This is a genomic window from Apibacter sp. B3546, assembly GCF_009827885.1.
In the GTDB taxonomy this organism is placed as follows: Bacteria; Bacteroidota; Bacteroidia; order Flavobacteriales; family Weeksellaceae; genus Apibacter.
On sequence record NZ_WINW01000004.1, the window covers coordinates 1 to 24,484 of the forward strand.

At 29.7% G+C, this 24,484-nt stretch carries 21 protein-coding genes and 1 tRNA gene; 11 read left to right on the forward strand and 11 right to left on the reverse strand.

Annotated features, from left to right (window positions below):
* Positions 1-45: 45 nt before the first annotated feature.
* Positions 46-119: transfer RNA gene (locus GFU93_RS03255), tRNA-Arg, on the reverse strand.
* A 30-nt stretch (positions 120-149) separates the two neighbouring features.
* On the reverse strand, positions 150-3,599 hold the full coding sequence (locus tag GFU93_RS03260) for a DUF2723 domain-containing protein (protein ID WP_160567239.1): 3,450 nt from the start codon (positions 3,597-3,599) through the stop codon (positions 150-152).
* A 194-nt stretch (positions 3,600-3,793) separates the two neighbouring features.
* Here GFU93_RS03260 and GFU93_RS03265 point away from each other — a divergent pair, with 194 nt between their 5' ends.
* Both GFU93_RS03265 and GFU93_RS03270 read left to right on the forward strand, forming a co-directional pair.
* The gene (locus GFU93_RS03265) at positions 3,794-5,296 is read left to right on the forward strand and encodes a GH3 auxin-responsive promoter family protein (RefSeq protein WP_160567241.1); all 1,503 of its coding nucleotides are present in this window, start codon (positions 3,794-3,796) and stop codon (positions 5,294-5,296) included.
* A 48-nt stretch (positions 5,297-5,344) separates the two neighbouring features.
* Positions 5,345-6,199 (forward strand): glycosyltransferase family A protein, encoded by an 855-nt coding sequence (locus tag GFU93_RS03270; RefSeq protein ID WP_160567243.1) that lies wholly within the window; start codon positions 5,345-5,347, stop codon positions 6,197-6,199.
* A 42-nt stretch (positions 6,200-6,241) separates the two neighbouring features.
* Here GFU93_RS03270 and GFU93_RS03275 read toward each other — a convergent pair whose 3' ends face one another.
* Entirely contained in the window at positions 6,242-6,958 is a 717-nt protein-coding gene (locus tag GFU93_RS03275) for a class I SAM-dependent methyltransferase (protein ID WP_160567245.1), read from the reverse strand.
* 55 nt (positions 6,959-7,013) lie between these two features.
* Between GFU93_RS03275 and GFU93_RS03280 the strand changes: the two genes are divergently transcribed.
* From GFU93_RS03280 to GFU93_RS03295, 4 genes are all read left to right on the forward strand, one after another.
* Entirely contained in the window at positions 7,014-7,901 is an 888-nt protein-coding gene (locus GFU93_RS03280) for a glycosyltransferase (RefSeq protein WP_160567247.1), read from the forward strand.
* The gene (locus GFU93_RS03285; RefSeq protein ID WP_160567249.1) at positions 7,902-9,383 is read left to right on the forward strand and encodes a lipopolysaccharide biosynthesis protein; all 1,482 of its coding nucleotides are present in this window, start codon (positions 7,902-7,904) and stop codon (positions 9,381-9,383) included.
* A 93-nt stretch (positions 9,384-9,476) separates the two neighbouring features.
* On the forward strand, positions 9,477-10,301 hold the full coding sequence (locus GFU93_RS03290) for a hypothetical protein (protein WP_160567251.1): 825 nt from the start codon (positions 9,477-9,479) through the stop codon (positions 10,299-10,301).
* 74 nt (positions 10,302-10,375) lie between these two features.
* Positions 10,376-10,891 (forward strand): PaaI family thioesterase, encoded by a 516-nt coding sequence (locus tag GFU93_RS03295; RefSeq protein WP_160542157.1) that lies wholly within the window; start codon positions 10,376-10,378, stop codon positions 10,889-10,891.
* A gap of 81 nt (positions 10,892-10,972) precedes the next feature.
* Here GFU93_RS03295 and GFU93_RS03300 read toward each other — a convergent pair whose 3' ends face one another.
* The 4 genes from GFU93_RS03300 to prmA all read right to left on the reverse strand — a co-directional run bounded on the left by GFU93_RS03300 (position 10,973) and on the right by prmA (position 13,951).
* Positions 10,973-11,926 carry an electron transfer flavoprotein subunit alpha/FixB family protein gene (locus GFU93_RS03300; RefSeq protein WP_160567253.1) on the reverse strand — a complete coding sequence of 318 codons (954 nt, stop codon included), beginning with the start codon at positions 11,924-11,926 and terminating at the stop codon, positions 10,973-10,975.
* Positions 11,927-11,969: 43 nt separating this feature from the next.
* Positions 11,970-12,716 (reverse strand): electron transfer flavoprotein subunit beta/FixA family protein, encoded by a 747-nt coding sequence (locus GFU93_RS03305; protein WP_160567255.1) that lies wholly within the window; start codon positions 12,714-12,716, stop codon positions 11,970-11,972.
* A 120-nt stretch (positions 12,717-12,836) separates the two neighbouring features.
* Positions 12,837-13,124 (reverse strand): ATP-dependent Clp protease adaptor ClpS, encoded by a 288-nt coding sequence (locus GFU93_RS03310; RefSeq protein WP_105298139.1) that lies wholly within the window; start codon positions 13,122-13,124, stop codon positions 12,837-12,839.
* Positions 13,121-13,951 carry a 50S ribosomal protein L11 methyltransferase gene (prmA, locus tag GFU93_RS03315; RefSeq protein WP_160567257.1) on the reverse strand — a complete coding sequence of 277 codons (831 nt, stop codon included), beginning with the start codon at positions 13,949-13,951 and terminating at the stop codon, positions 13,121-13,123. Before prmA ends, GFU93_RS03310 begins: the two co-directional genes overlap by 4 nt.
* Before the next feature lie 226 nt (positions 13,952-14,177).
* Between prmA and GFU93_RS03320 the strand changes: the two genes are divergently transcribed.
* A complete protein-coding gene (locus tag GFU93_RS03320; protein WP_160567259.1) occupies positions 14,178-15,011 on the forward strand; it encodes a hypothetical protein in 834 nt (277 codons plus the stop codon).
* Between the two features lie 11 nt (positions 15,012-15,022).
* Positions 15,023-15,637 carry a deoxynucleoside kinase gene (locus GFU93_RS03325; RefSeq protein ID WP_105297521.1) on the forward strand — a complete coding sequence of 205 codons (615 nt, stop codon included), beginning with the start codon at positions 15,023-15,025 and terminating at the stop codon, positions 15,635-15,637.
* Between the two features lie 128 nt (positions 15,638-15,765).
* On the opposite strand, the gene recQ is transcribed toward GFU93_RS03325, so the two are convergent.
* Positions 15,766-17,961 (reverse strand): DNA helicase RecQ, encoded by a 2,196-nt coding sequence (gene recQ, locus GFU93_RS03330; protein ID WP_160567261.1) that lies wholly within the window; start codon positions 17,959-17,961, stop codon positions 15,766-15,768.
* An 84-nt stretch (positions 17,962-18,045) separates the two neighbouring features.
* Here recQ and GFU93_RS03335 point away from each other — a divergent pair, with 84 nt between their 5' ends.
* Both GFU93_RS03335 and tatC read left to right on the forward strand, forming a co-directional pair.
* On the forward strand, positions 18,046-19,008 hold the full coding sequence (locus GFU93_RS03335; RefSeq protein WP_370456876.1) for an SIS domain-containing protein: 963 nt from the start codon (positions 18,046-18,048) through the stop codon (positions 19,006-19,008).
* 40 nt (positions 19,009-19,048) lie between these two features.
* A complete protein-coding gene (gene tatC / locus GFU93_RS03340; protein WP_160567263.1) occupies positions 19,049-19,870 on the forward strand; it encodes a twin-arginine translocase subunit TatC in 822 nt (273 codons plus the stop codon).
* A 48-nt stretch (positions 19,871-19,918) separates the two neighbouring features.
* Here the strand turns inward: tatC and GFU93_RS03345 are convergent, their stop codons facing one another.
* The gene (locus tag GFU93_RS03345; RefSeq protein WP_160567265.1) at positions 19,919-20,767 is read right to left on the reverse strand and encodes a fructosamine kinase family protein; all 849 of its coding nucleotides are present in this window, start codon (positions 20,765-20,767) and stop codon (positions 19,919-19,921) included.
* Between the two features lie 351 nt (positions 20,768-21,118).
* Here GFU93_RS03345 and GFU93_RS03350 point away from each other — a divergent pair, with 351 nt between their 5' ends.
* On the forward strand, positions 21,119-21,661 hold the full coding sequence (locus GFU93_RS03350) for a plastocyanin/azurin family copper-binding protein (protein WP_160567267.1): 543 nt from the start codon (positions 21,119-21,121) through the stop codon (positions 21,659-21,661).
* A 68-nt stretch (positions 21,662-21,729) separates the two neighbouring features.
* Here the strand turns inward: GFU93_RS03350 and GFU93_RS03355 are convergent, their stop codons facing one another.
* Together GFU93_RS03355 and GFU93_RS03360 are read right to left on the reverse strand one after the other, a co-directional pair.
* The gene (locus GFU93_RS03355; RefSeq protein ID WP_160567269.1) at positions 21,730-22,497 is read right to left on the reverse strand and encodes a hypothetical protein; all 768 of its coding nucleotides are present in this window, start codon (positions 22,495-22,497) and stop codon (positions 21,730-21,732) included.
* Positions 22,498-23,088: 591 nt separating this feature from the next.
* Complete coding sequence (locus GFU93_RS03360) at positions 23,089-24,375, reverse strand: adenylosuccinate synthase (RefSeq protein ID WP_160567271.1); 1,287 nt, start codon at positions 24,373-24,375, stop codon at positions 23,089-23,091.
* Positions 24,376-24,484: the final 109 nt, after the last annotated feature.

Consider the following 24,484-nt stretch of genomic DNA (forward strand, 5'->3'; position numbering starts at 1 on the left):
TTCAGTAGGTTACTTGAATTTTAGTGTTTTTTTTTTCTTGTTTTGTGACCACGGAGGGATTCGAACCCCCAACCCTCAGAGCCGAAATCTGATATTCTATCCAGTTGAACTACGTAGCCGAAAATATTTTCTGCAAGTATACTAATAATTTAGTCTAACTTCATAATAATATTTGAAATTTCTTCTGCTTTTTCTTTTTCATATACAGAATCAATAGGATGCAAAACTTGAAGCATCTGTCCGTAGGAATACATCAAATTCTGAAGAGATACTTTTTGATCTTTCGCATTATTTTTACCTAACATCTCAAAAGTTTTTAATCTTTTATCTAAAGGTTTCATTGATTCTGTGATATATGCTATAGCTTTATCTCTTTGATTTAATTCCAGATAAGTATTTACAATATTATCAACAATAAGTGTATAATAACTAGATAGTTTACTCATATCATCGGTAGCAAACGTTTGATCGTGTAGTGGTAATGATAAATAATAATTTAATTCCTTAAAAATTTGATCTTTATATGCTTCTGCTAGTTTTAACCCTTCTTTTTCTTTTCCAATAAGAAAATAACCGGATATGATTGAGTTATAAGAAGGCGTAGCGGGATACATAGATATTGGAATCTCTTTATTGATTAACTCTAAAATATCTTTGGCCCTTTTTTTGTCTCCACTTTTAGCTAAAGCGATAGCAGCTCTTCCACAAGACATTCTATAATTTAAAATATTACTTCTACAAGTTTCATCAAAATAAGCTTTCGGATCTTTTAAATTTCCAAATTTATAATTCATAACTAAGTTATAAATCGTATTAGGATTTATTCTTCCTTGTTCCCCGTTATTGGTTTCGGGAGTGTATATAGGCACTAATTTTGAAATTAAACCTTGATACTCCAAGTAATTTTGTGCAAACATGATATTAGATTGAGAATAGGTTCCCCCTGAACTAAAATAAATGGAACGATCCCAATTGTAATTGGCAAGTAAATCCAACATAGCTAAACCGTCTTTATATAAAGCTTGTTTATTTATTGATAGTACTACCTTGTTTACCATCAATTTAGAATCTTCGGGTTTAACTATTCCATATTTTAACGCATTCTCCTTGTTTACAGGCAAAGATATTTTGTTAACAGGAATAAATCCAACATCTGTTCCTCTATAATCCCTTTCGGTTACATATGTATATAAATCTTTAATAGCAGATTGTTCCTTTTTGTTTCTAAGAAAATTAATGGCTTCTTTAGCAGATATAGTATCAGAAATTGCATATTTCTTAAATGGAAGAATATCCGCAGGTATACTGTCTGCCGGAAGATTATCAAAAATTTGCTTCCAAAAATCTCTATTTAATAAAATAACCTGATCATTAACGCCATCTCTAAATTCTTCATGAGTTAATGAAGAAGGAATACCGGGTGCTTTATAAGTTCTTCTCTGAACCTGATCAATATACCATGCAGTACCCAACAAAGTAAAATTAACCACTTTGGCATCTGACCTAAATTCTTCGGTTTCTTGTAATGCCCATAAAGGATACGTATCGTTATCTCCATATACAAAAAGTATAGGATGATTTGAATCTAAACTTTGTAAATAGCTTTTTGAAAAATCATAAGCCGTATATCTCCTGCTTCTATCATGATCGTCCCAATTTTGGAATCCAACCAGAACAGGAACTCCTAAGGCAAGAAAACCAATAATAATTCCTATTTGCCTTTGTTTAAGTTTATTTAATAAAAACATAATTGCTGTCACTCCCATCCCTATCCAAATAGCAAAAGTGTAAAAGGAAGTCACTAACGCATAATCTCGTTCCCTGGGTTCAAATGCTCTTATACTGGTGTATAAGATAATACCCACGCTAGCTAATAAAAATAAAGCTATTAAAGAAAAGTTTCTACCCGGATCTCTGTTTAGTTGAAAAAAGAATCCTACTAAACCTAACAATAATGGTAAAAAATAATATTTGTTGGTAGCTTTGTTCACATATGCTTGAGGTAATTTGTCTTGGTCTCCCAAACGTAAATTATCTAAAAATTTAATACCGCTGATCCAATTTCCTTTGGTTGATTCATAATTTCCTTGTAAATCATTTTGACGACCGGCAAAATTCCATAGAAAATATCGTATAAACATATATCCCATTTGATAGGTCATCATAAAATCCAAGTTTTGGCCTAAAGTTGGTTTTTTAACATTAATTAGTTCATTTTGTTTAGCCATTTGATAATCACGAACAGATATTTCTCCGGATTTCTTTTTCCTCACTAACTCATCAAAAACCTTTTGTGCTTCAGGATTACCAATATATTTCGAATTTAAAGTAAAATCGGGGTATCCTTCCATTAATCCGTAATTTTCAATAACACTAGGATCAGGATTATACATTCGTGGAAATATACTGACTTGCTCCGGATTAAACTTATAATTAATCCTTCTGCCTGTTTCAATATACCTGCCTGAATTTTCATCCTTTTCATAAATAGGGCCATTATCCTCGGTTCCAATAATTCCGTTAGGATCTAAATATGCAGTATAATTAGCTCCATAAAACACCGGCCAATCACCATATTGAGCCCTGTTATAATAATCCAACATACCTATTGCATTGTCGGGATCATTTAAATTAATAGGAGGATTTGCTTTAGCACGTATGGGAAGTACCACCCAACTTGAAAAACCGATAAGCATAAACAAAATCGATAAAATAATGGTATTTCCTGTTTTATATCCATGATTGGATGTATATCGTAAGGCAAAATAAAAAGCAACAATTAAAAGTATGAATGCCACTACCGAACCTGTATTAAATGGCATTTGAAGATTATTTACAAAAAATATTTCACATTTTCCGAAGAAAGACATCGTAAAAGGAAATATAATTTTAAAAACGGCTAAAAATACACCGCCAATAGCAATATTGGCCCATATAAAACTTTTCCAAGTAAAGGTATATTTTTTTGCATAATAAATATATCCTAACGTAGGAACCACTAGTATTACCATTAAATGGATTCCAACAGACAGACCGATAAGCAGGGAAATTAAAATAAGCCACTTGTTAGATCTGGAATCAGATAAATCATTTTCCCACTTACACATAAGCCACAACAGCAAAGCGGTAAAACAGGAAGCTGCCGCATAAACTTCTCCTTCAACTGCTGAAAACCAAAAAGTATCGGTAAAAGTAAAAGTTAACGCCCCTACTGCCCCGCTTAATAAGATGGTAGCGATCTGATAGGAAGTAAATTCTTTAGGTTCGGTATGTAAAAACAGAGTTTTACGAACCATATGAGTAATTGTCCAGAATAAAAATAATATGGCAAATGCACTCATAATAGCAGACATAGCATTTATAACTATGGAATATTTAGTGGGATCGCCAAAGGCTAAGATCGCCCAAACGGCTCCCAATATTTGAAAAAATACGGCTCCCGGTGAATGAGTAACTTCCAGCTTAACCGCTGAAGATATATATTCACCACAATCCCAAAAACTGAAATTGGGTTCAATTGTTAATAAATAAGTTATTGCTGCTATAATAAAAACAAACCATCCGGTAAGGTTATTTAATTTATTGTAATTTAACTTCATTTTACCTTAATTCTTGTTTGCGAATATACTAATAATATTAATTTTAAAAGTTTTCATTTTATATTTTATTCTCTTTTTATATTAATTGTTAGAAAGTTATTTATAAAAAATTATAAGTTTTATTATTCTTTAGATTTTAACATACTAAAATTAAATTACGATATTTGTTACGTGATAAATTCATACTAGTTACCATGGGTTTTTTAAAAAAGAAACTGGCACAAGGGTGGGCATCCCTTCACCATAAAAAAGAGCAAAAATGGATTGACAATCCGGTGGAAACACAAAACTATTGGTTTGAAAAACTCATTAAAGAATCTCAAAATACAAATTTTGGCGTTGATTACTCTTTTTCTAAAATAAGTTCTATTTCAGATTTTCAAAAAAATGTTCCTGTTCAGAATTATGAAACGTTAAGACCTTATATAGAAAAAATTAAATCGGGACAAGATAATATTTTATGGCCTAATAAGCCCCTTTATTTTGCAAAAACCTCAGGTACCACCTCAGGCACTAAATACATTCCTATTACTAAAGAATCTATGCCCTTTCATATAGAAGGAGCTAAAAGTGCTTTACTTCATTATATATATAAAAGAAAAAATCCTAATTTTATCAGTGGTAAAATGATTTTTTTACAAGGAAGTCCTGTTTTGGAAAATAATAATGGGATCATGACGGGAAGGCTGTCAGGAATTTCCGCCCATTTTGTTCCGAATTATCTTCAATACAATCGTATGCCTTCCTGGAAAACCAATTGCATTGAAGATTGGGAAACTAAAGTTGATAAAATTGTAGAGGAAACTGTTGATAAGAATATGACTTTAATCAGCGGCATTCCTCCTTGGCTGGTTATGTATTTTGAAAGATTGATTGCAAAATCGGGTAAATCCATAAGTAAAATTTTTCCCAATTTACAGCTTTTAGTAACGGGGGGTGTAAATTATAAGCCCTATGAAGATAAAATAAATGAATTAATTGGTAAAAAGCTGGATATTATCCAAACCTATCCGGCTTCGGAAGGATTTATAGCCTTTCAGGATGATGTGGACCATGAAGGATTGTTGCTTATGTTGAATCATGGTATTTTTTATGAATTTATTCCTTCAGAAGATACTGGTAAAAGTAAGCCGAGACGTCTTACTCTTGAACAAGTGGAATTGAATACGGATTATGCTATACTATTGACAACGAATGCCGGATTGTGGGCTTATGAAATAGGTGATTTAGTCCGATTTATCAGTAAAGATCCGTATAAAATTCTTGTGACCGGAAGAACTAAACATTTTACTTCTGCATTTGGCGAACATGTCATTTCTTTCGAAGTAGAAGAAGCTATTAAAGAAACCATGGAAGTAACGGGATGTATTGTTCAAGAATTTACTCTTGCTCCTCAGGTCAATCCTTCGGAAGGGCTGCCCTATCATGAATGGTTCATAGAATTTGAAAAACCGCCGATCAACATTGATGAATTTGAATCAAATTTAGATCAGGCTCTTAGAAACAGAAATTCCTACTATAATGATCTTATTACGGGTGCTATCTTAAGACCTTTAAAAATTTCAACTATCAAAAAAGGTGGATTTAATGAGTATATGAAAGAAATCGGTAAGTTAGGAGGTCAAAATAAACTTCCTCGTTTGTCTAATGATCGAGCTATTGCCGATAAACTTGAAAAATATGTTTTGAAAAGTTAGAACGAAAATATGGTAGTAAATTGAAATCATTTTGAAAAAACATACTATTTGAAAATTTTAGTTGTAATACCGGTATTTAATGAGTCTAAACATATATTGAAATGTTTACAATCTTTCTATGAACAATCCTATAAAAATATTGATTGGATTTTAGTAAATGATTCTTCAACGGATAATTCAAAAGAAATTATTGAAGAATTTATTAAAGATAAACCTACTTTCGGCCTTACTAATTTAATTAATAGCTCTGAACATGTACCGGGTGCAAAAGTGGTTAAAACGTTTTACGCAGGATTAAATTCAGTTAATTGGAAACAGTATGATGTTTTAGTTAAACTGGACGCCGATATAATTCTTCCCGAGAATTATTTTGAACTCATCGTAAATGAGTTACAGAATAATCCAAAAATTGGCATTATCGGTGGATTGGTTTACATAAAAAAAGGGAATCAGTGGGTTTATGAAAACATTTCAAATAAAAATCATGTACGCGGCCCCATAAAAACTTATAGAAAAGAATGTTTTATTGATATTGGTGGCCTTCGTATGACATTGGGTTGGGATAATCTCGATATATTACTTGCCCGTATGCATCATTGGGAAGTTAAAGTCTTAAAGAATCTTTTCGTAAAACATCTAAAACCAACTGCATACGTTTATCAAGAAACTAAATCCCGAAAATTGGGAGAATATTTTTACAATATCGGACTATCCAAAAAATTAGCCTTTATATCCTGTGCAAAATCTTCATGGAAAGAAAAATCTTTACGACATTTTATAATTTCATTTAAAACTTTTATTTCTTTAGAAAAAGAAAAAAAAGAACGAGTGATCACTCAAGAGGAAATGAATTTCATTCGCAAATTTCGATGGAATGAAATGATTAAAAAGTTTAAAAGGTAAATTTTTCAACTTTCCTTTTATACTATTTTATATGAAAAATTATTATTCCTTTCCTAAAAAAATTTCAATGGGTACTAGATTTAAAAGTTCTTTTCTATGTGAAGCCAAAAAAGAGTATTCCAATTGTGGAATATCTTCATTTGATATTGAATCAAAAATAGGAGGTAAAACTTCTTGGGTCGGAATTTTTTTGACTACTCCTAATCCATGATCGGTATCTAAAACACTTACTGTTAATTCAGGATGATTTTTTCTAAGAAAAACGATCGTTTTCCATACATCGCCGTTCCAAATATTTTTCCAACTTTTATGAGATGAAAATTTAATTCTTGCGTCTTCAATATTACTCGCAGGAAAGGCTGCAATTTTATCCTGAGGATTACAATCATGTAAGATTATAATTCCTTGATCAGACAAATACTTAAGCGAATTTAGCGTATCTTTGAGAGATTGACTGAAAGTGTGTAACCCATCGATAAAGGTTAGATTTATCGGATTATTTTTAAGAAATTTATGATGCACGTCAAAGAAACGATCACTGGTCATCTCAAAATATTTGTTTTTAAAATTATGGGGATTTTTAACTAAATATCTAATTTTTTTGATAAAGCTAAAATTAAAATAAGGATCCACTGCAATTCTTTGTTTTGCTCCTTTGATATTAAAAAAACATTTTCCTCTGTTTACACCGATTTCCAAATAGTTTTTAACATCATTAACTTTTATTAAATAATTTAAAACATCAACTCTAGTAATCATAAGGTTTCTACTATTTTATTATTTATATATTTGTAATAGGTTTTATATCATGTAAATGTACAACATTGTAAGTGTAATTGTTACATATAATGGGGAAAAATGGATAAAAAAATGTTTGGATTCTTTATTGGCATCTAGCATACATACAGATATTTACCTTATAGACAATGGATCGACCGATAGCACTTTAAAAATTGTCGAAAATTATCCCGCTGTAACTTATATGGAAAGTGGACGTAATGTAGGGTTTGGACAAGCTAACAATATCCTTTTAAAAAAACTATATAAAGAAAAAAACTATACCCATTATTTTCTTATCAATCAAGATGCTTGGGTAGACAAAAATTGTCTACAATATTTAGCTGATGTTTCCATCAAAAATCCAAAGTATGGTGTACTAAGTCCAATACATTATAACCATGATTTCTCTGAAATGGATTTTAATTTTAAGGAATATTTAGCGAAAAGTAAAAAGAAAAATCAAGTTATTTTAGAAACTAATTTCGTTAATGCCGCTTTTTGGTTAATTAGTAAAAAATGTTTGGAAAAGACGGGTGTTTTTAATCCTTATTTCACCCATTACGGAGAAGATAAAAATTATTGTAATCGAGTTATTTATTCCGGATTAAAAATAGGAATTGTTACCACAGCTAAAGCCAATCATGATAGGAATAAAACAACAGATTTTAGTAAAATACAAAGATTATCAAAAATAAAATTGGATTGTATACTTTTAAATCCAAATATTAATCTTTACAAAGCATATTTTGAAGCTTTTATTAATGTTTTGGGAATACCTAAATATTATTTTAAAATGCTCTCTACTAAAAATACATCCATATTATTTTATAAATTAGGGATTCACTATATACATTTGCTTTTCTCTAAAAAGATCCGATTGAATCGTAAACAACAAAAGGAAAACTTATTTAGCATATATTAAATGGGAATAGTAGCACGTCAAGGGATAAAATACAGTCTAATTAGTTATCTAAGTTTTTTACTGGGTACATTTTCAACCATTTTTATTTATCCTTCCAATCCTGAATTTTTGGGTAAATTAAGGTTCATTCAGCCATCTGCTGAACTGATCTGTCCCTTCATCCTTTTTGGACTTAGTTATGCAAACATAAAATTCCATCAAAAACTTAAAGCAAAAAATCAACAGGTCGACTTTCTTTATGCTTCAATTAAATTTGTGTGTCTCAATTTTATTTTTATATCATTAGTATATTGGATAATCACTCGAGTGATTCCAAGCATTCAAGAATCTGATTCCTGGAAAATGAAACAGTATGTTTTGCCGGTCGCTTTATCTCTTGCAATAACTCAATTACTTTCAAAATATATCTCTAATTTAAAAAGAATAACAGTTCCCGGAATTTTTGAAAATTTTTTTCCTAAACTGGGAGCTCTTACGGCTTTTATCTCCTGTGTATATATAGGAATATCACAAAAAAATGCTCTATATATTTTCGTATCATTTTTTGTGATTGCTATGATTGGGCTGGTATATTATTTTGTAAAATTAAACAAAGACCATAAGAGCGGATCGATAGATATATTGAAAGATAAAAATTTTAGACTTAACTTATTAAATTTCTGTATATTTTCAGTTCTTGGAAGTATTGGAAATAGATTGGCTCTACAAATTGACAACCTGATGATTCCCGAACTGTTGGATTTTAAACAAAACGGGATCTATTCTATTTTAACGTCTATTGTGGGTTTTCTTACCGTTCCTTTGATGGGTATTTTCACCATATCCGGTCCTATAATTGTTGAAAAGCTGGAAAATAATAGATTAGATGAACTAAATGATTTCTATAAAAAAGTATCCAAATTTTTATTCTTATTTGGTACGGTCTTGTTGTCTTGTATTTTAGTTGGAATAGACTATCTATTCTTATTCATGAAAAACGGAAAAGAATTATCGGATGCAAAAGTTATTATTTACATTCTAGGAGCAGCCACCTTATTTGATTTGGCAACAGGTTTTAACAGTAATATTATTTCCTATTCAAAATATTTTAGATTTAATATTTATGCAATGCTGTTTTTAGCGATTTTTACAATTATTTCAAATATTATTTTTATTTCGTATTTCAAATTAGGAATCGAAGGTATTGCTTTAGCAACGGCCCTATCTTTAACATTGTTTAATTTAATAAAATTAGGCTTTAACTATCGTAAGTTCGGCATTCACCCGTTTTCAAAAGAGTATATATATATAATTTTAACCGGAATAATGGGTGTTTTACTTGTAAATTATATACCCGATTTTTCCAATAATTTATTTAATTTAATTACTAAGCCCCTACTCATTTTATGTATTTTTTTCGTCGCCAATAGTGTATTTAAATTTATTCCGATAAAAGAAATACTATCCACAAATATTAAATCTTTTTTAACGGGTAAAAAATAAAATATATAATTTTTTCAATAATAATAATTAATTTTTAATGAGTTGATAGATAATTGTTGTATTTAATGTATTTTTGTTAGGTAATTTCAATACATGAAACTTTTCTATACTTATTTTTTACTTTTATTTACCATAATCATCTTTTCTCAAGATAGAAAACAAATTAAAGGAAAAGTATATATTCTTGATAAGTATCATGAAATGGTTTCCGGTATTTATGTTAAAAATCTTTCAACCAATTACACAACGTTAACCGATATAACCGGTAATTTTTCCATTCCTGCACTCATTGGAGATGCCATTACTTTTCAATCATTCAATATCGAAAAAAGAACTATTTTGGTTACCCAAGACATGTTTGATCATTTGCAAATGAAAATTCAATTAGATCTTAAAGAAAAACAATTAGAGGATATTTATGTTACTCCTTTTAAAAGCTTTGGAAGCCTTGAATTGGATGTCAAACGAATTCCAATGATGAATAAAACCAACGAGATTTTAAAAAAATTAGGCAGTTTAAATCCAACACAAAAAATGGATGGAAGTACGGATGTTGATACAGAAGCAGCAAAGTTATCTTCCATGAAATTTGGTATTGAAGGTATTTTGGATTTTATATCCGGAGAGGGTAAACGTAAAGAGCGTTTATCAATTTTTGAAGAGCAGTCAAACATAATCAAAAATGTTAGAGACTATTTTGGAGATGCTTACTTTGAAGAATTAGGTTTGAAAAAAAATGAAATCAATGATTTTATATTATATGCTTATTTAAATCATAATTTAAAATTTTATTACGATCATAATAATTACTTCCAGATTTTAAATATTTTCGATAAAAATATTCTTCTCTACAAATCAAGAAAAAACAACGAAAAAAAGATTACACCTAAAATTGGCAAACCTTATTTTCCTCAATAATGTAACCTTTCTCTATCAATTTGTATAAATAATTTTTAAACTCTATTTTTATAGGGATAAAGACATCAATTGGTATGTACAAAAAAATATATAAGCTCCTTACTACTTTGTTTAAACCCTCAACCATTTATAAATATTTTTTTAACATTTCTCCTCTTTACATAAGGACAACAGGAAATATCAAATATGTTTCAGATGATGTACATAAAATAATAGTCGAAATTCCTCTTACGTACAAAAACCGAAACTATTCGGGAACTATGTTTGGCGGAAGCATACTTTCAGCTACGGATCCTATCTATATGTTGCAGCTCATACATATTTTAGGAACTAATTATATCGTTTGGGATAAATCTGCTTATGTTGATTATATAAGGCCGATTAATAAAAAAGCCATAGCCGTATTTGAATTTCAAAAAGAAGAAATAGAAAAGATAAAAGAAATGGTTAAAAATGATAAAGAAATAGTTATCAAAAAGCAAATGAACATTACCAATTCAGAAGGTCAAATTTATTGTTATTTAGAGAAAAAAATCTATATAGCAGACAGTCAGTTTTATAAAGCAAAATTAAAAAGTAAAACTCACTGATAAATAAGTATAAATAAAAAGAATCAGCTTTGTAATTAAACTGATTCTATATAATTTATAGCTTAGAGTAATGACGATAAATTAATGAGCATCTTTAAAAGCTTTCAATTTTTTGGTCAATTCCGGTACAACTTCGAATAAATCACCAATTATACCATAATCAGCCGTTTTAAAAAAAGGTGCTTGAGGATCATTGTTTATAACGACTATGGTTTTACTTTTAGTAATCCCGGCAACATGTTGAACAGCTCCCGAAATACCGATTGCTATATATAGTTTAGGAGAAATAGTTTTCCCTGTTTGTCCTACATGTTCGGCATGAGGTCTCCATCCTAAATCGGCTACCGGCTTAGTACAAGCTGTAGCTGCTCCAAGTACATTTGCTAAATCTTCAATTATTCCCCAGTTTTCCGGTCCTTTCATTCCTCTACCCGCTCCAACTACCAAGTCAGCCACTTTAACATCTAATTTCCCTGTAGCTACTTCTTGTTGTTTTACTTGATACGTTGGATCTGCAACTGTGGTTACCGTAATTTTTTCTTCTGTACCGGCAACGGGATTTTCTTTTGCTCCCACAGAATTAACGGAAAGGGTTACAACTATAGTAGGTTCTTGAGTTTCAACAACAGCAATTCCTTTTCCTGAAAAAACGGATCTTTTCACCTTAAACGGTGTTACGGACAGCGGCTTCGAAATGGCTTGTGTAATATAAGCCGCAGATTTTTTTTTGACAATATAAGGAGCTATAGAAACACTTTCATTAGTATGTGTAAAAAGAATATAGTTACCGTCAATTATTTTTGATAAAACCGAAGCATACACTTTTGGATTAAAAGATTGCAAAGAATCATCTTGAATATTTATAACTTTAGTTGCTCCAAATTTGTATAATTGTTCTGAAGAATCCTCAGAATTTATAGTTAGTGCCGTTACTGAATCTCCAATTTCATCTGCCAAAATTTTAGCGTATGTTATTAATTCGTAGGCCTCTTTTTTATATTTTCCTTTAGAGTTTTCTATATATGCGTAAATCATTTATTTCAACGTTTGTATTACAAAATTGATTGTAAGTTTATACTTAAATTACTTTCGCTTCTTCATGAAGCAAGCGAACCAATTCATCTAAGTTATTTTTATCTACATAAACCACTTGAGATCTTGTCTTTGGCTTTTCAAATTCTGCAATGATAACCTTATTTTCGGAAAATTTAGGTTCAACAACCGTAAAGGGTTTATTTTTAGCAGTCATAATACCTCTAATATTAGGAATTTTTAATTGATTTTCAGGAACAAAACCTTCTTGACCTGCTAAAACAGCAGGTAATTCAATTGAAATTGTTTCTTTTCCATTATCTATTTCCCGTACCACCTGTATGATTTTTCCTTCAACTTCCAAACCGGTAACAGCATTAACAAATGGGTAATCTAATTCAGCTGCCACTAAACCCGGAACCAATCCTCCGTTATAATCAATCGATTCTTTACCTAAAAGTACCAAATCATAAGCTCCCTCTTTTGCTACGGCTGCAATTTCTTTAGCCACTAATTCACTATCCGTAGGTCGAATATTAACCCGAATGGCATTATTAGCACCGATTGCCAAGGCCTTACGCATTACCGGCTCAACAGTAGTATCTCCAACTGTAATAATGGTTACTTCAGCTCCCTGTTTTTCTTGAAAATATAATGCTTTGCTTAGGCAATATTCATCTTGAGGATTAATTATATATTGAATTCCATTAATATCGAATTCTTTTTGATCATTCGTAAAATTAATTTTGGATGTAGTATCCGGTACGCTACTAATAGCTACTAATATTTTCATCAACGTATTTTTTCCTGTAACTAAATTAAGTAAAAATAATAAAGTATTTTTATTTATTTACTTCTTTTACTAAGAAATTAAAGTAAATAAAATAAAAAAATATAAGAATGTTTATATAATTTAGACAATTTGTGAAGAAAGCCCTTTTTTCAATAATGCTTGATGGATCGGAGTTAGTTTTTCTAAAGATCCGGTTTTAACTTCACATTTTCCTTTGTAATGAACTAAAAAAGTACATTGTTGCGCTTGTTCTAAAGTATGTTCACATATCTCTATTAAGCAATCGATGACATAATCAAATGTATTAAAATCATCGTTATGCAAAACAATTACATGAGGAGCAGCTTCTTTTACCAACGTATCAACACTCTCCTGCTCTTTCCAATGGGGTTGATTATTGTAAATCATATTTTGTTTAATAAAATTGAAATCCAATTATTTTTACTTAATTTCTGAACAAATTTTAAGCCATTCCCGGTAGCTTCTGCAATAATGTCATCAAAATCATGTTCAAAGATACCACTTACCAATACGTATCCATTGGGGCGCAGATTTTCAACGTATTTTGATATATCTTTCAATAAAATATTTTTATTGATATTGGCTAAAATTATATCAAATGAGTGATTTCCTAATAATTCAGCATCTCCCAATTTAATATCTATATCTACTTCATTTTTTTTAGAATTTTCCAGAGCATTACCGTAAGACCATTCATCAATATCTATCGCTTCAACATAATGGGCTCCCCTCTTTTTTGCAAAAATTGCCAAGACTCCGGTTCCGCTGCCCATATCTAAAACATCTTTACCTTCAAAATTCATTGTCAACATTGCATGAAGCATGTTATAAGTGGTTTCATGATGCCCAGTACCAAAAGACATCTTTGGATCAATTTTAATAGAAAAAGGAAGATCGTTTCTGACAGGATGAAAATCTGCATGTAAATAAATTTGATCTTCAATGACTACCGGTGGAAAATTTTTTTCCCATTCTTCATTCCAATTGATATCGGGAGATAATTTTTTTTCATAAGATATTTCAACTTCAGGAGAAGACATAATAGGTAATTCCTTAATTAACTGCTCATCTTCTTCTTCAACCTTAATATAAGTTAAAAAACCCTGTTCGGTTTCAACAAAACTTTCAAAAGGCAACTCTGATAAAAACGCGATTAAAATGTCTCTCCAAGGTTCTAATGGTTTTACGTTGAAATGGTATTCTGTATATTTCATGGAATCATTTAAGTATCGCAAATTTAAAAAATTAATAGCTTATTTTCTTAAGGATCTATAAAATTCATCCACGTTATATATTATAGCTACGTTTTGTTAATGGTTGATAATCTATAGCTGAAAATCCCTATCCAATTATTGAAAATTATTTTCTTTGAGAAGATTTTTTGGAATCAAACAAGTAAAATTATTTTTTTACTTTTACTTTATTTTTTTTGAAATTTCAATGTCACGATTCATCAATTTGCTGGTTTTAGTACTATTTATCAATATTTCATTGGGACAACAATTGGTTTTACAAGATAGTATTAAAATTGAAGTTCCCGAATCGTTTAATTTTCAACAAGCAGATATCTTCAATTCATTATATTTCGTTTCTCAAAAGGATAATACTTTATTAAAATACGATCTAACTTCACAAAAAACATTTATACTTAAAAATTTTAATACATCCAAAAAGCTGTTTATCGTAAATCCTTTATTTTTAGTAACTTTTGATAAGATGAACCAAGTTCTTGAATTTTATGACGATAAGCTGATCAATACTCAGGATAATGTTTCTATTTTAACCGATCAACTTATAAATCCAGACTTAATTTATGTTCAAGACAACCATTCTTTATTATATTTTGATGAGTTGAACTCTCAAAGCTTTATTCAATACGATTACAGATCAAAAAATACAATCCTTTTTTCAAATACTTTGTCTAAAGAACTTTCAGATAATTTTGAACTAAAGGATATCTACAGTTCTAAACAATCAAAATTTCTTATTTTAAAAAGTAACAACGAATCCAACGAAGCTTATAAATACAAAATTTGTAAGCAAAATAATCAAAATGTTTATACTTATGTATTACCCAAAATGGAAGACTATGGATGGATGGAACAAAATTTTTATTGGATACATAAGGGTTATTTATATATCTATGATTTTGAAAACAAACCCGTTCAAATACCCTTGCCAAATTTAGGTGAAAAATATTATATTTTAAATAAACATTTATTTCTATGGAAATCTAAGGTTATGTACCTTTACACATTAGAAACTAAAAAATAAATTTATTAAGAATGCATATTGCTATAACCGGAAATATCGGCGCAGGAAAAACTACATTAACTAAATTATTATCAAATAATTACAATTGGATTGCACAATTTGAAGACACCGAACAAAATCCATATCTAGACGATTTTTATTACGATATGGCAAAATGGTCATTTAATTTACAAATCTATTTCTTAAGTTCTCGTTTTAAACAAATAAAAGAAATTAGAGAAAATAAGAAAAATACAATCCAGGATAGAACTATTTATGAAGATGTATATATTTTTGCTTCAAATCTTCATGAAATGGGATTGATGCAAACTCGAGATTATGACAATTATTTGAATCTTTTTAATTTAATGAAAGAGTATATCCAAGCTCCGGATCTTCTGATCTATCTTCGCGCCACCGTTCCTACTTTAGTAAATCAAATTCAAAAAAGAGGAAGAGAATACGAAACGTCCATTAGCATTGATTATCTTCAAAGATTAAATGAAAAATATGAAGAGTGGATTTCTAATTATACTGAAGGAAAATTATTGATCATCGATGTGGATAATATGGATTTTGTTGACAATAAGGAAGATTTAGGAAAAATTATTGATAAAGTAGAAGCTAATATTCACGGTTTATTTTAAAAGATTTCCGTCTTTATACGATAAAAATATACTTTCTAAAATTTAAAAAAAATAGTAAATAATTTATTAAAATTATTTACTATTTATAGTTTATAGGGTGAATAAATGTACTATTTATCCAACTAAATTTAGTTAGCAACTTCGCTAATAAATTTAATCCTCATAATTCGTAATTCATCTTCTGAATAGTCTTCTCCAAATTCATCCAACAAGACGGACATTTTATCACTTTCAGACTCCATCAAAAAATCTATAATTTCGTCTTGTTGCTCTTCATCCAATAATTCATCTACATAGTAACCAATGTTTAGTTTAGTTCCTTGATAAACAATACTTTCCATTTCATTAAGTAAATCATTGATTGATAAATCTTTTGCTTTTGCAATATCTTCAAAATCCAATTTTCTATCCGTACTTTGAATTATGAACACTTTATGGGACGATTTATTGGCTACTTGCTTAATGACTAAATCATCAGGACGTTCAATATCATTTTCTTCAACATATTTGGCAATATATTCAACGAAATCTTTTCCAAATTTCTTTGCTTTACCCTCTCCTACACCAAACACATTGGAAAGTTCTGAAAGAGTGGTCGGATAATGTAAAGCCATATCTTCCAAGCTGGGATCCTGAAATACGGCAAAAGGAGGAATTGCATTTTTCTTGGCAACTCTTTTTCTGATATCTTTTAAATCATCAAATAATTTTTTATCTAATGCTGTGCTACCCGCCGCTTGAGGAGTAACGATCGGAGTTTCCATTTCTTTTTCAAAATCAACATCCTCGGCTATAAAAATTTCCTTAGGATCATTAATAAATGTTTTGCCTAATTCGGATAATTTTAATAGTCCGTAAGTTTCTATATCTTTAGTAAGAAAATTATGGACTATAGCCTGTCTGATGATAGATTTCCAGAAATTATCCGATTTATTTTTACCAAAACCAAAATAATCTTCAAATCCCAACTTATAAGATTTGGTAATGGCTGTTTCTTTTCCAACAGCTACATTAACTAGATCTTTTAATTTTAATTTTTCTTTGGTTTTTTCAACTACAGTAAGGATTTGTTTCATTTCTTCCGTAACATTTACCATTGTTTTCGGATTCATGGAATTATCATCCATTTTTGCTCCCAAGCCATTTTTTTCGTCAAAATCTTCTCCAAAATAATGAAGTAAATATTTTCGTCTGGACATGGATGTTTCCGCATAACCTACCACTTCTTGTAAAAGTTGTAAGCCTACTTCTCTTTCAGAAACAGGCTTTGAAGCTAAAAATTTTTCTAATTTTTCAACATCTTTATAATCGTAAAAAGCAAGACAATAACCTTCTCCTCCATCCCTTCCGGCTCTTCCGGTTTCTTGATAATAACTTTCTAAACTTTTGGGTATATCATAATGAATTACAAAACGCACATCCGGCTTATCAATACCCATTCCGAAAGCTATGGTTGCACAAATTACATCCGTTTCCTCCATTAAGAATTTGTCTTGATGGGCTGCTCTGGATTTACTGTCTAATCCGGCATGATAAGGCAAGGCGTTTATTCCATTGACTTTTAATAATTCAGCTAATTCTTCTACCTTTTTTCTGCTTAAACAATAGATAATTCCGGATTTACCCGGATTGTCTTTTATATATTTTATAATTTGTTTTTCAGGATTTATTTTAGGTCTGATTTCATAATATAAATTCGGCCTGTTAAAAGAAGATTTGAAAATTTTAGCATCCATCATTCCTAAGGTTTTTTGGATATCATCCTGAACCTTTGGCGTTGCTGTAGCCGTTAGGGCTATTATAGGTGTTTTACCGATTTTTTCAATTATGAATCGTAAATTTCTGTATTCAGGACGAAAATCATGTCCCCATTCAGAAATACAATGCGCTTCATCAATCGCAAAAAATGATAATTTTATAGTTTTTAAGAACTCTATATATTCTTCTTTAGTTAAAGATTCGGGAGCTACGTAAAGCAATTTGGTTGTCCCGGATAATATATCATCTTTAACTCTTTTTATTTCTGTTTTATTTAATGAAGAATTAAGGACATGTGCTATTCCTTCACTTGAGGATATACCTCTGACAGCGTCAACCTGATTTTTCATTAAGGCTATTAAGGGAGAGACAACAATCGCTGTACCCTCTAATAATAAGGCAGGTAACTGGTAACACAAGGACTTTCCGCCACCTGTAGGCATCAATACAAATACATCGTTGCCGCTCAACAAATTCGTAATTACTTCTTCTTGCGGCCCCTTAAATGAATTAAAACCAAAAAATTTTTTTAATAATTTAGGCAAGTCTTTTTCCAAAGATTTCATTCTTAAACTTTAGTTTTTTATTAAATTTGCTGTTTATTAAATTAAATATACAACAAATTTCTTAAACAAAAAAAATTATTTATTTTGGATGATCAAATGATTTTAAAAGCAGGCAAAGATACTATTTTATTTGAAACAACCGAATTACAATCCTTATATAATCGTTTAGATGATGATTTTGTTAAAGCGATACGCTATATACTTGATTCTAAGGGTAAACTTGTTTTATGCGGAGTCGGAAAAAGTGCACATATAGCCAATAAATTAGTAGCCACCTTTAATTCTACCGGAACACCATCACAATTTTTACACGCTGCCGAGGCAAAGCATGGAGATTTAGGTATTATTTCTAAAAACGATGTGGTCATCTGCATTTCAAACAGCGGTACTTCCTCAGAAATTCAAGAAGTAGCTCCTTTTCTTAAAGAATATTCTTCGGTATTAATAGCCATGACCTCTAATAAAAATTGCTTATTGGCAGAACTTGCTGACGTGGTTTTAGATACTCAAGTGGAAAAAGAAGCCGATCCTAATAATCTGGCACCCACCACTTCAACTATAGTACAATTAGCTATGGGGGATGCTCTAGCAGTTGCCTTACTTCAGGCTAAAAATTTCACTTCTTCCGATTTTGCTAAATATCATCCGGGAGGTGCTTTAGGTAAAAAACTGCTTCTAAAAGTGGAACAATTGGTAAAACCTGACCGAAGGCCTGAAGTTCAACTATTTGCTCATCTTAAAGAAATTATCAATTCCTTAACGTATTCATCTTATGGTATCACTGTCGTTATTGAGGATCATAAGATTAAAGGAGTAATTACCGATGGAGATGTAAGAAGGACGTTAGCTAAAGATGTGGATTACAATCAAATTACAGCTAAAGATATAATGTCTGTTACACCTAAAACCATTCAAAAAAATGAATTAGCCAGTGTTGCTTTTGAAGAGCTTAAAAATAATCAAATAGGTCAATTAGTTGTACTTGATGGAGAAAATTATGTAGGTATTATAGACCTGCATACTCTATTGGATAATGGATTTAAATAATTTTATTTAAATTAGTATCTTTTTTAACTAAAAAAATTCAATGGCTCAAAAAAAAGAGAATGATAATGCGAATATGCCGTTTCTTGCTCATATTGGCGTTTTAAGAAAGCATATTTTACGATCTTTAGTGGCTATATGTTTAGGGGCATGTTTCGTTGGATATAAAATTCATTTTGTAATGGATCATATTATATTCGGTCCGATTCATAAGAATTTTTTGACTTTTAAACTTATGAATTTTTTCGGTAGGATTTTTGGTTCTAGTGATGTATTTGACATGCCCGACGAATTTCCCATCCAAGTGCGTAAAATTTTTGAGCAACTAAATACAGCCTTTTATGTATCTATTGTAGGAGGATTTATATTGGTATTTCCTTATGTTATTTATGAATTATGGAAATTTATTTCTCCCGGACTCAAACCGAATGAAAAGAAAAATTCTTTGACTTTTTTTATTTCAACTTATTTTCTCTTTATTCTCGGATGTTGTTTCGGCTATTTTTTTGTTACTCCTCTGACGATGCACTTTGGTTATTTTTTTAATATTTCCGAAACCATTAAAGTTAACATTGATCTGTCCAGTTATATACGAATTCTATTACAAACCGTATTAGGAATGGGCTTGATTTTTTTATTGCCTGTTATTGTATATGTTCTTACCAGTATCGGTATTTTAACTCCAAATTTCTTAAAAAAATATAGAAGACATGCCTTGGTTATTATTTTAATAATTGCCGGATTTATCACCCCCGGTGATATTCCTTCAATGCTCGTTGCCTCTTGTCCTTTATATTTACTATATGAAGCCAGTATATTGGTTTCTTCCTTGGTTTACAAAAGAAATAAAAGAGAAGTTTCTTAATTACGTAATATTGTAAGCATTTATAATTCTAACAAAATATAAAAATATCTAAAACTCACTTAATATACTTTTAACTTCATCTAAATAATAATTGCCGAATAAAATAGAATGAACCAGTAAAGGGTATAATTGGGTATAGGGTATACGTTCTTCCCATCCTTTTTCTAATGGGTATTTAGAATTGTAACCTTCATAAAAATCGACGGAAAATCCTCCAAACAGGCGGGTCATGCCCAAATCCATTTCTCTATGTCCATAATAAACGGCCGGATCTAATACCACCGGATTACCGGTATCTGATATTAAGAAGTTGCCACTCCACAAATCTCCATGGACTAATGAAGGAGTTTCTTTAGGAAAAATATCATCAATTTGTTGATAAAAATTTTCTGCCGCTCGTACTTCTTGATTAGTTAAAGCATTCATATCAGTCAATTTTTTTATTAAGGGTTGTAAATGATATTGAGCATAGAATTCACCCCATGTAGACGCTTTAGTATTTTTTTGAGGTAAACGTCCCACATAATTATCGCTACTGAATCCAAAAAACGGTTGAGGAATTTTATGCATCGAAGCAAGAGATTTTCCAAAATTTTCCCATATTTCTTCATTGGCTCCCCCTTTGGAAATTAATTCTAGAATCAAATATTGCTCATTGCCACTATCATCTATTTTGATAATCTTAGGGGTTCTTAACGTATGGGTTTCCTCTATAGATTTTAGTCCTTTTGCTTCCTCTCTAAGCATTCCGGGAAATTCTTTTGTACTATTGGTTTTCATGAAAAAATTTCCCTCCTCAGATTGTAAAACGTATGACTTATTTGTGTCTCCTCCCGAAATAGGTTTATAAGTAGTTATCTTAATCGGTAAACGTTTCAGTATATTTTGCAGATTCATGTTTGATTTTTTATAATTTAAAATAATATTTATTAATAATATCAAAAAATATACAAAAATGTATTACTATTTTATAATATTCTAACATACTAATATATCAATATAAAAAAACAAATAAAACTTTAAAATAATTGGATACATGCAACAATTAACTCTTAACTAATTTTAATTGTTATATCAATTTCTATGTAAATATTGATTTATATCGATATTTTAATTATAAATAGCTAATTTTAAATTTTATTCTAATAAAAAATTACTAATTTTGAAGAAACTAATTTTATACTCTTTTACATTTACTTTTCCTTAAAATCTGAACACTTTTAGTCAACCCTAAAATTTTAAGAATTTATGAAAAAAAAGATTATTCTATTAGCACTATTTTTAATAAGCTCATTAAATATTTATACTTCTTGTAATAAAAAGGATTCATCGCATAAAATTGATCCTTTATCTGCAGCCGCTTCTATGACAAAAGAAGATATTCAAAAATCCAAAGAGGAAGAGATTGCTAATCTTCCTGAAAATACTTTTATAGTAGAGGGAGATGATGCAATGCAATTTAATATACACGAATTAAAAGCAAAAGCAGGAAAACCTATAACCCTTACACTTAAACATGTGGGCAAAGCAAGTGTTAAAGATATGGGACATAATATAGTAATTATAAAACCGGGTACCAATTTTAATGATTTTGCAAATCGAGCAGCTAAGGATGCGGCTGATGATTATATTCCTAAAAATGATCCGTCGATTGTTGCTCATACCAAATTGTTAGGAGGAGGTGAACAAGATACGATAACCTTTACGATTAATGAAAAAGGAACTTATGAATATTTATGTACATTTCCCGCTCATAGTGCGACAATGAGAGGTAAACTTATCGTAGAATAAATTTTTAACTTTAAAAAAAAAAAACAGGAAGTATATTCCTGTTTTATTATTTTATATAAAAATTAAATCTATTTAATTTTTGGCGCTTGTAAATAATAATTATGGGCCGTTTTTAATATATATTCCTCATTTATATCCGAATAGTCTATGCAGCTGACTTGAGAATTTACATCGTCATTATATAATTGGCGATACACATTGGATCGAACAAATGGATAATATTTTCCTTTTTTAACTAATAGCATTAACACCGTTAATAAATCTTTATCATTTTTATCTGTTGAATTATAAAAATCAACAAGAAATGGTATGGACTCAACAGCATTAATTTCCAATAAAGCTTTTTTAAAGTTGAGACCCATAAATTGATTTTTTAAAGAGGTTTCACGTATAAATTCTTGAATATTTTTTCGATATTGTTTTAAAAACTTTTTTTGTCTTGCACTCCATTTGGGATCATTAACCGAAGTAGGCAGCTTTCCGAAAATTTTATTTTCCTCATAGATCGCTAAGGAATCCATATCTTCGCTTGAAGATTTAATTTCGGGATAAACCATAGTATAGGTAAATTTTTCTTTGATTGTCAATTTATCAAAATCTTTTTCCGATAAGTACCTATCATTATATTCATTTGATTCAATACCATTCATTGATGATAATTTTGAAATCAACTTTTCAATTTTTGATAAATTATAAGATGGTATTGAATTTTTTAAACGTTCTTCTTGATTTATACTTTTTATATTAGTTGAATCAATCGAAATGTTATTTTCAGTTTCTTGAGCAATATAAATATTAAAAATCAATAGAATAATAAGTAAAAATTTTTCTCTCATAAGCGCATATAATATTAGTTTATTTCATAATAGTAATCAATATTAAATTAAAAAGCAATATAAACCGCTCGAAACATTTTATATAAAAACTCGCTTTTAATAGTAATGTTTTAGAGTAAATCTTATGGATACTGAATTACTCTCTCAAATACCTTGCAATATAAACAATAATTTATCATAAATAGCAATTTATTTTCATAAAATAGAATAATATTTGCCCTATAATTAGCATTTTGAAATTAAAAATTAAGAATATATAAATTTTCAAATTATATTTTTTATATAAAAAAAATCATTTATAAAATTTTATAATATATAATAATGATTTTTACTGCTACAATTCTTTTTTAAATTTTAAAAACTAAATATTTGATATAGAATATATAACTATATCTAATAAAATAAGTAAATAACATAAAAGGGAGAATGATATCAATAATATTTGATTTCATTCTCCTTTTTGGTATGTTAAGTGAATATATTTATGATTCAATTATTAATTCTTCAATAAAATACAATGTTCAATATATTATTTAAATTTTATTTATAATGGCTTGAACGGAGTACTTGAAAAAAATGTAATAATAAGAATTATTTTAAATTAGATTTAATGATATTTTGCGATCTTTCAGGACCTACAGAAACTAAATATATTTTAACTCCAAGAAAATTTTCAATAAATTCTAAATATTTTTTAGCCAAAATAGGTAATTCTTCATAAGAGGTAACTTTTGAAATATCTTCTTTCCAACCGTCTAAATCTTGGTAAATAACTTCATAGTTTGCTAATTCTTCAATAGTAGACGGGAAAATATCTGTTATAGTACCTTCAGGCGTTTTATAGGCGGTTCCCACTTTAATTTTATCAAAATCACTTAATACATCCAATTTGGTTATTACTAAATGTGTAATCCCATTAATCATGCATGAATAGCGTAAGGCTACTAAGTCTAACCAACCACAACGACGCGGACGACCGGTTGATGCCCCATATTCGTTACCTATTTTACGTATAAGTTCTCCTGTTTCGTTTTCCAATTCTGTTGGAAAAGCACCGTTACCAACCCGTGTACAATAAGCTTTAGATACTCCTATTAAATTTTTTAAACTGGTTGGTGGAACCCCTGCTCCTACGGTAGTGCCACCGGTAGTTGGAGACGACGAGGTTACATAAGGATAGGTTCCGAAATCTATATCTAGCATAAGTGCCTGTGCACCTTCAAAAAGAACGTTTTTATCTTCTTTTATCGCATGATTAATTTCGTATTCTGAATCTATAATACGATTTTTAAGTTTTTTTCCAAATTCAAGATATTTTGTGTAAATATCATCAAATTTTAAAGGTTCTTTGTTAAACAGCTTTTCAAATAAAACATTTTTAATGTTAAGATTTTCCTTTATTTTAGTTTTTAAAACTTCAGGATTTAATAAATCAATGGCTCTGATCCCTGTTCTTGAAATTTTATCTTCATAACAAGGTCCTATCCCTCTTTTGGTTGTTCCAATTTGAGAACTTCCGGCAAATTCTTCTCTATAGGTATCAAGTAAAATATGATACGGCATAATGATATGAGCCCTGCTGCTGATAAAAACATGATCGGTATTTAAACCTCTTTTTTCAATTTGTTCTATTTCATTGAAAAAAGCTTCAGGATTTACTACCACCCCATTTCCTATGATACATTTTCCTTTACATTGAAGAACTCCGGAAGGCAAAAGATGTAATACAAATTTATCTTCTCCTACGTATACTGTATGTCCTGCATTATTTCCTCCTTGATAGCGTACTACATAATCTGATTTTTCCGCTAAAACGTCTGTAATTTTTCCTTTTCCTTCGTCGCCCCATTGTAAGCCGACAACAACATATGTTGACATATATAGTTTAATTTATAATAGTTTTATTATTTTATAGAAATTACTTAAAAATAGCAACTCTTTTTGCAAAATTAATTGATTATTATTAATAGCTGCTATTTTACTTAAA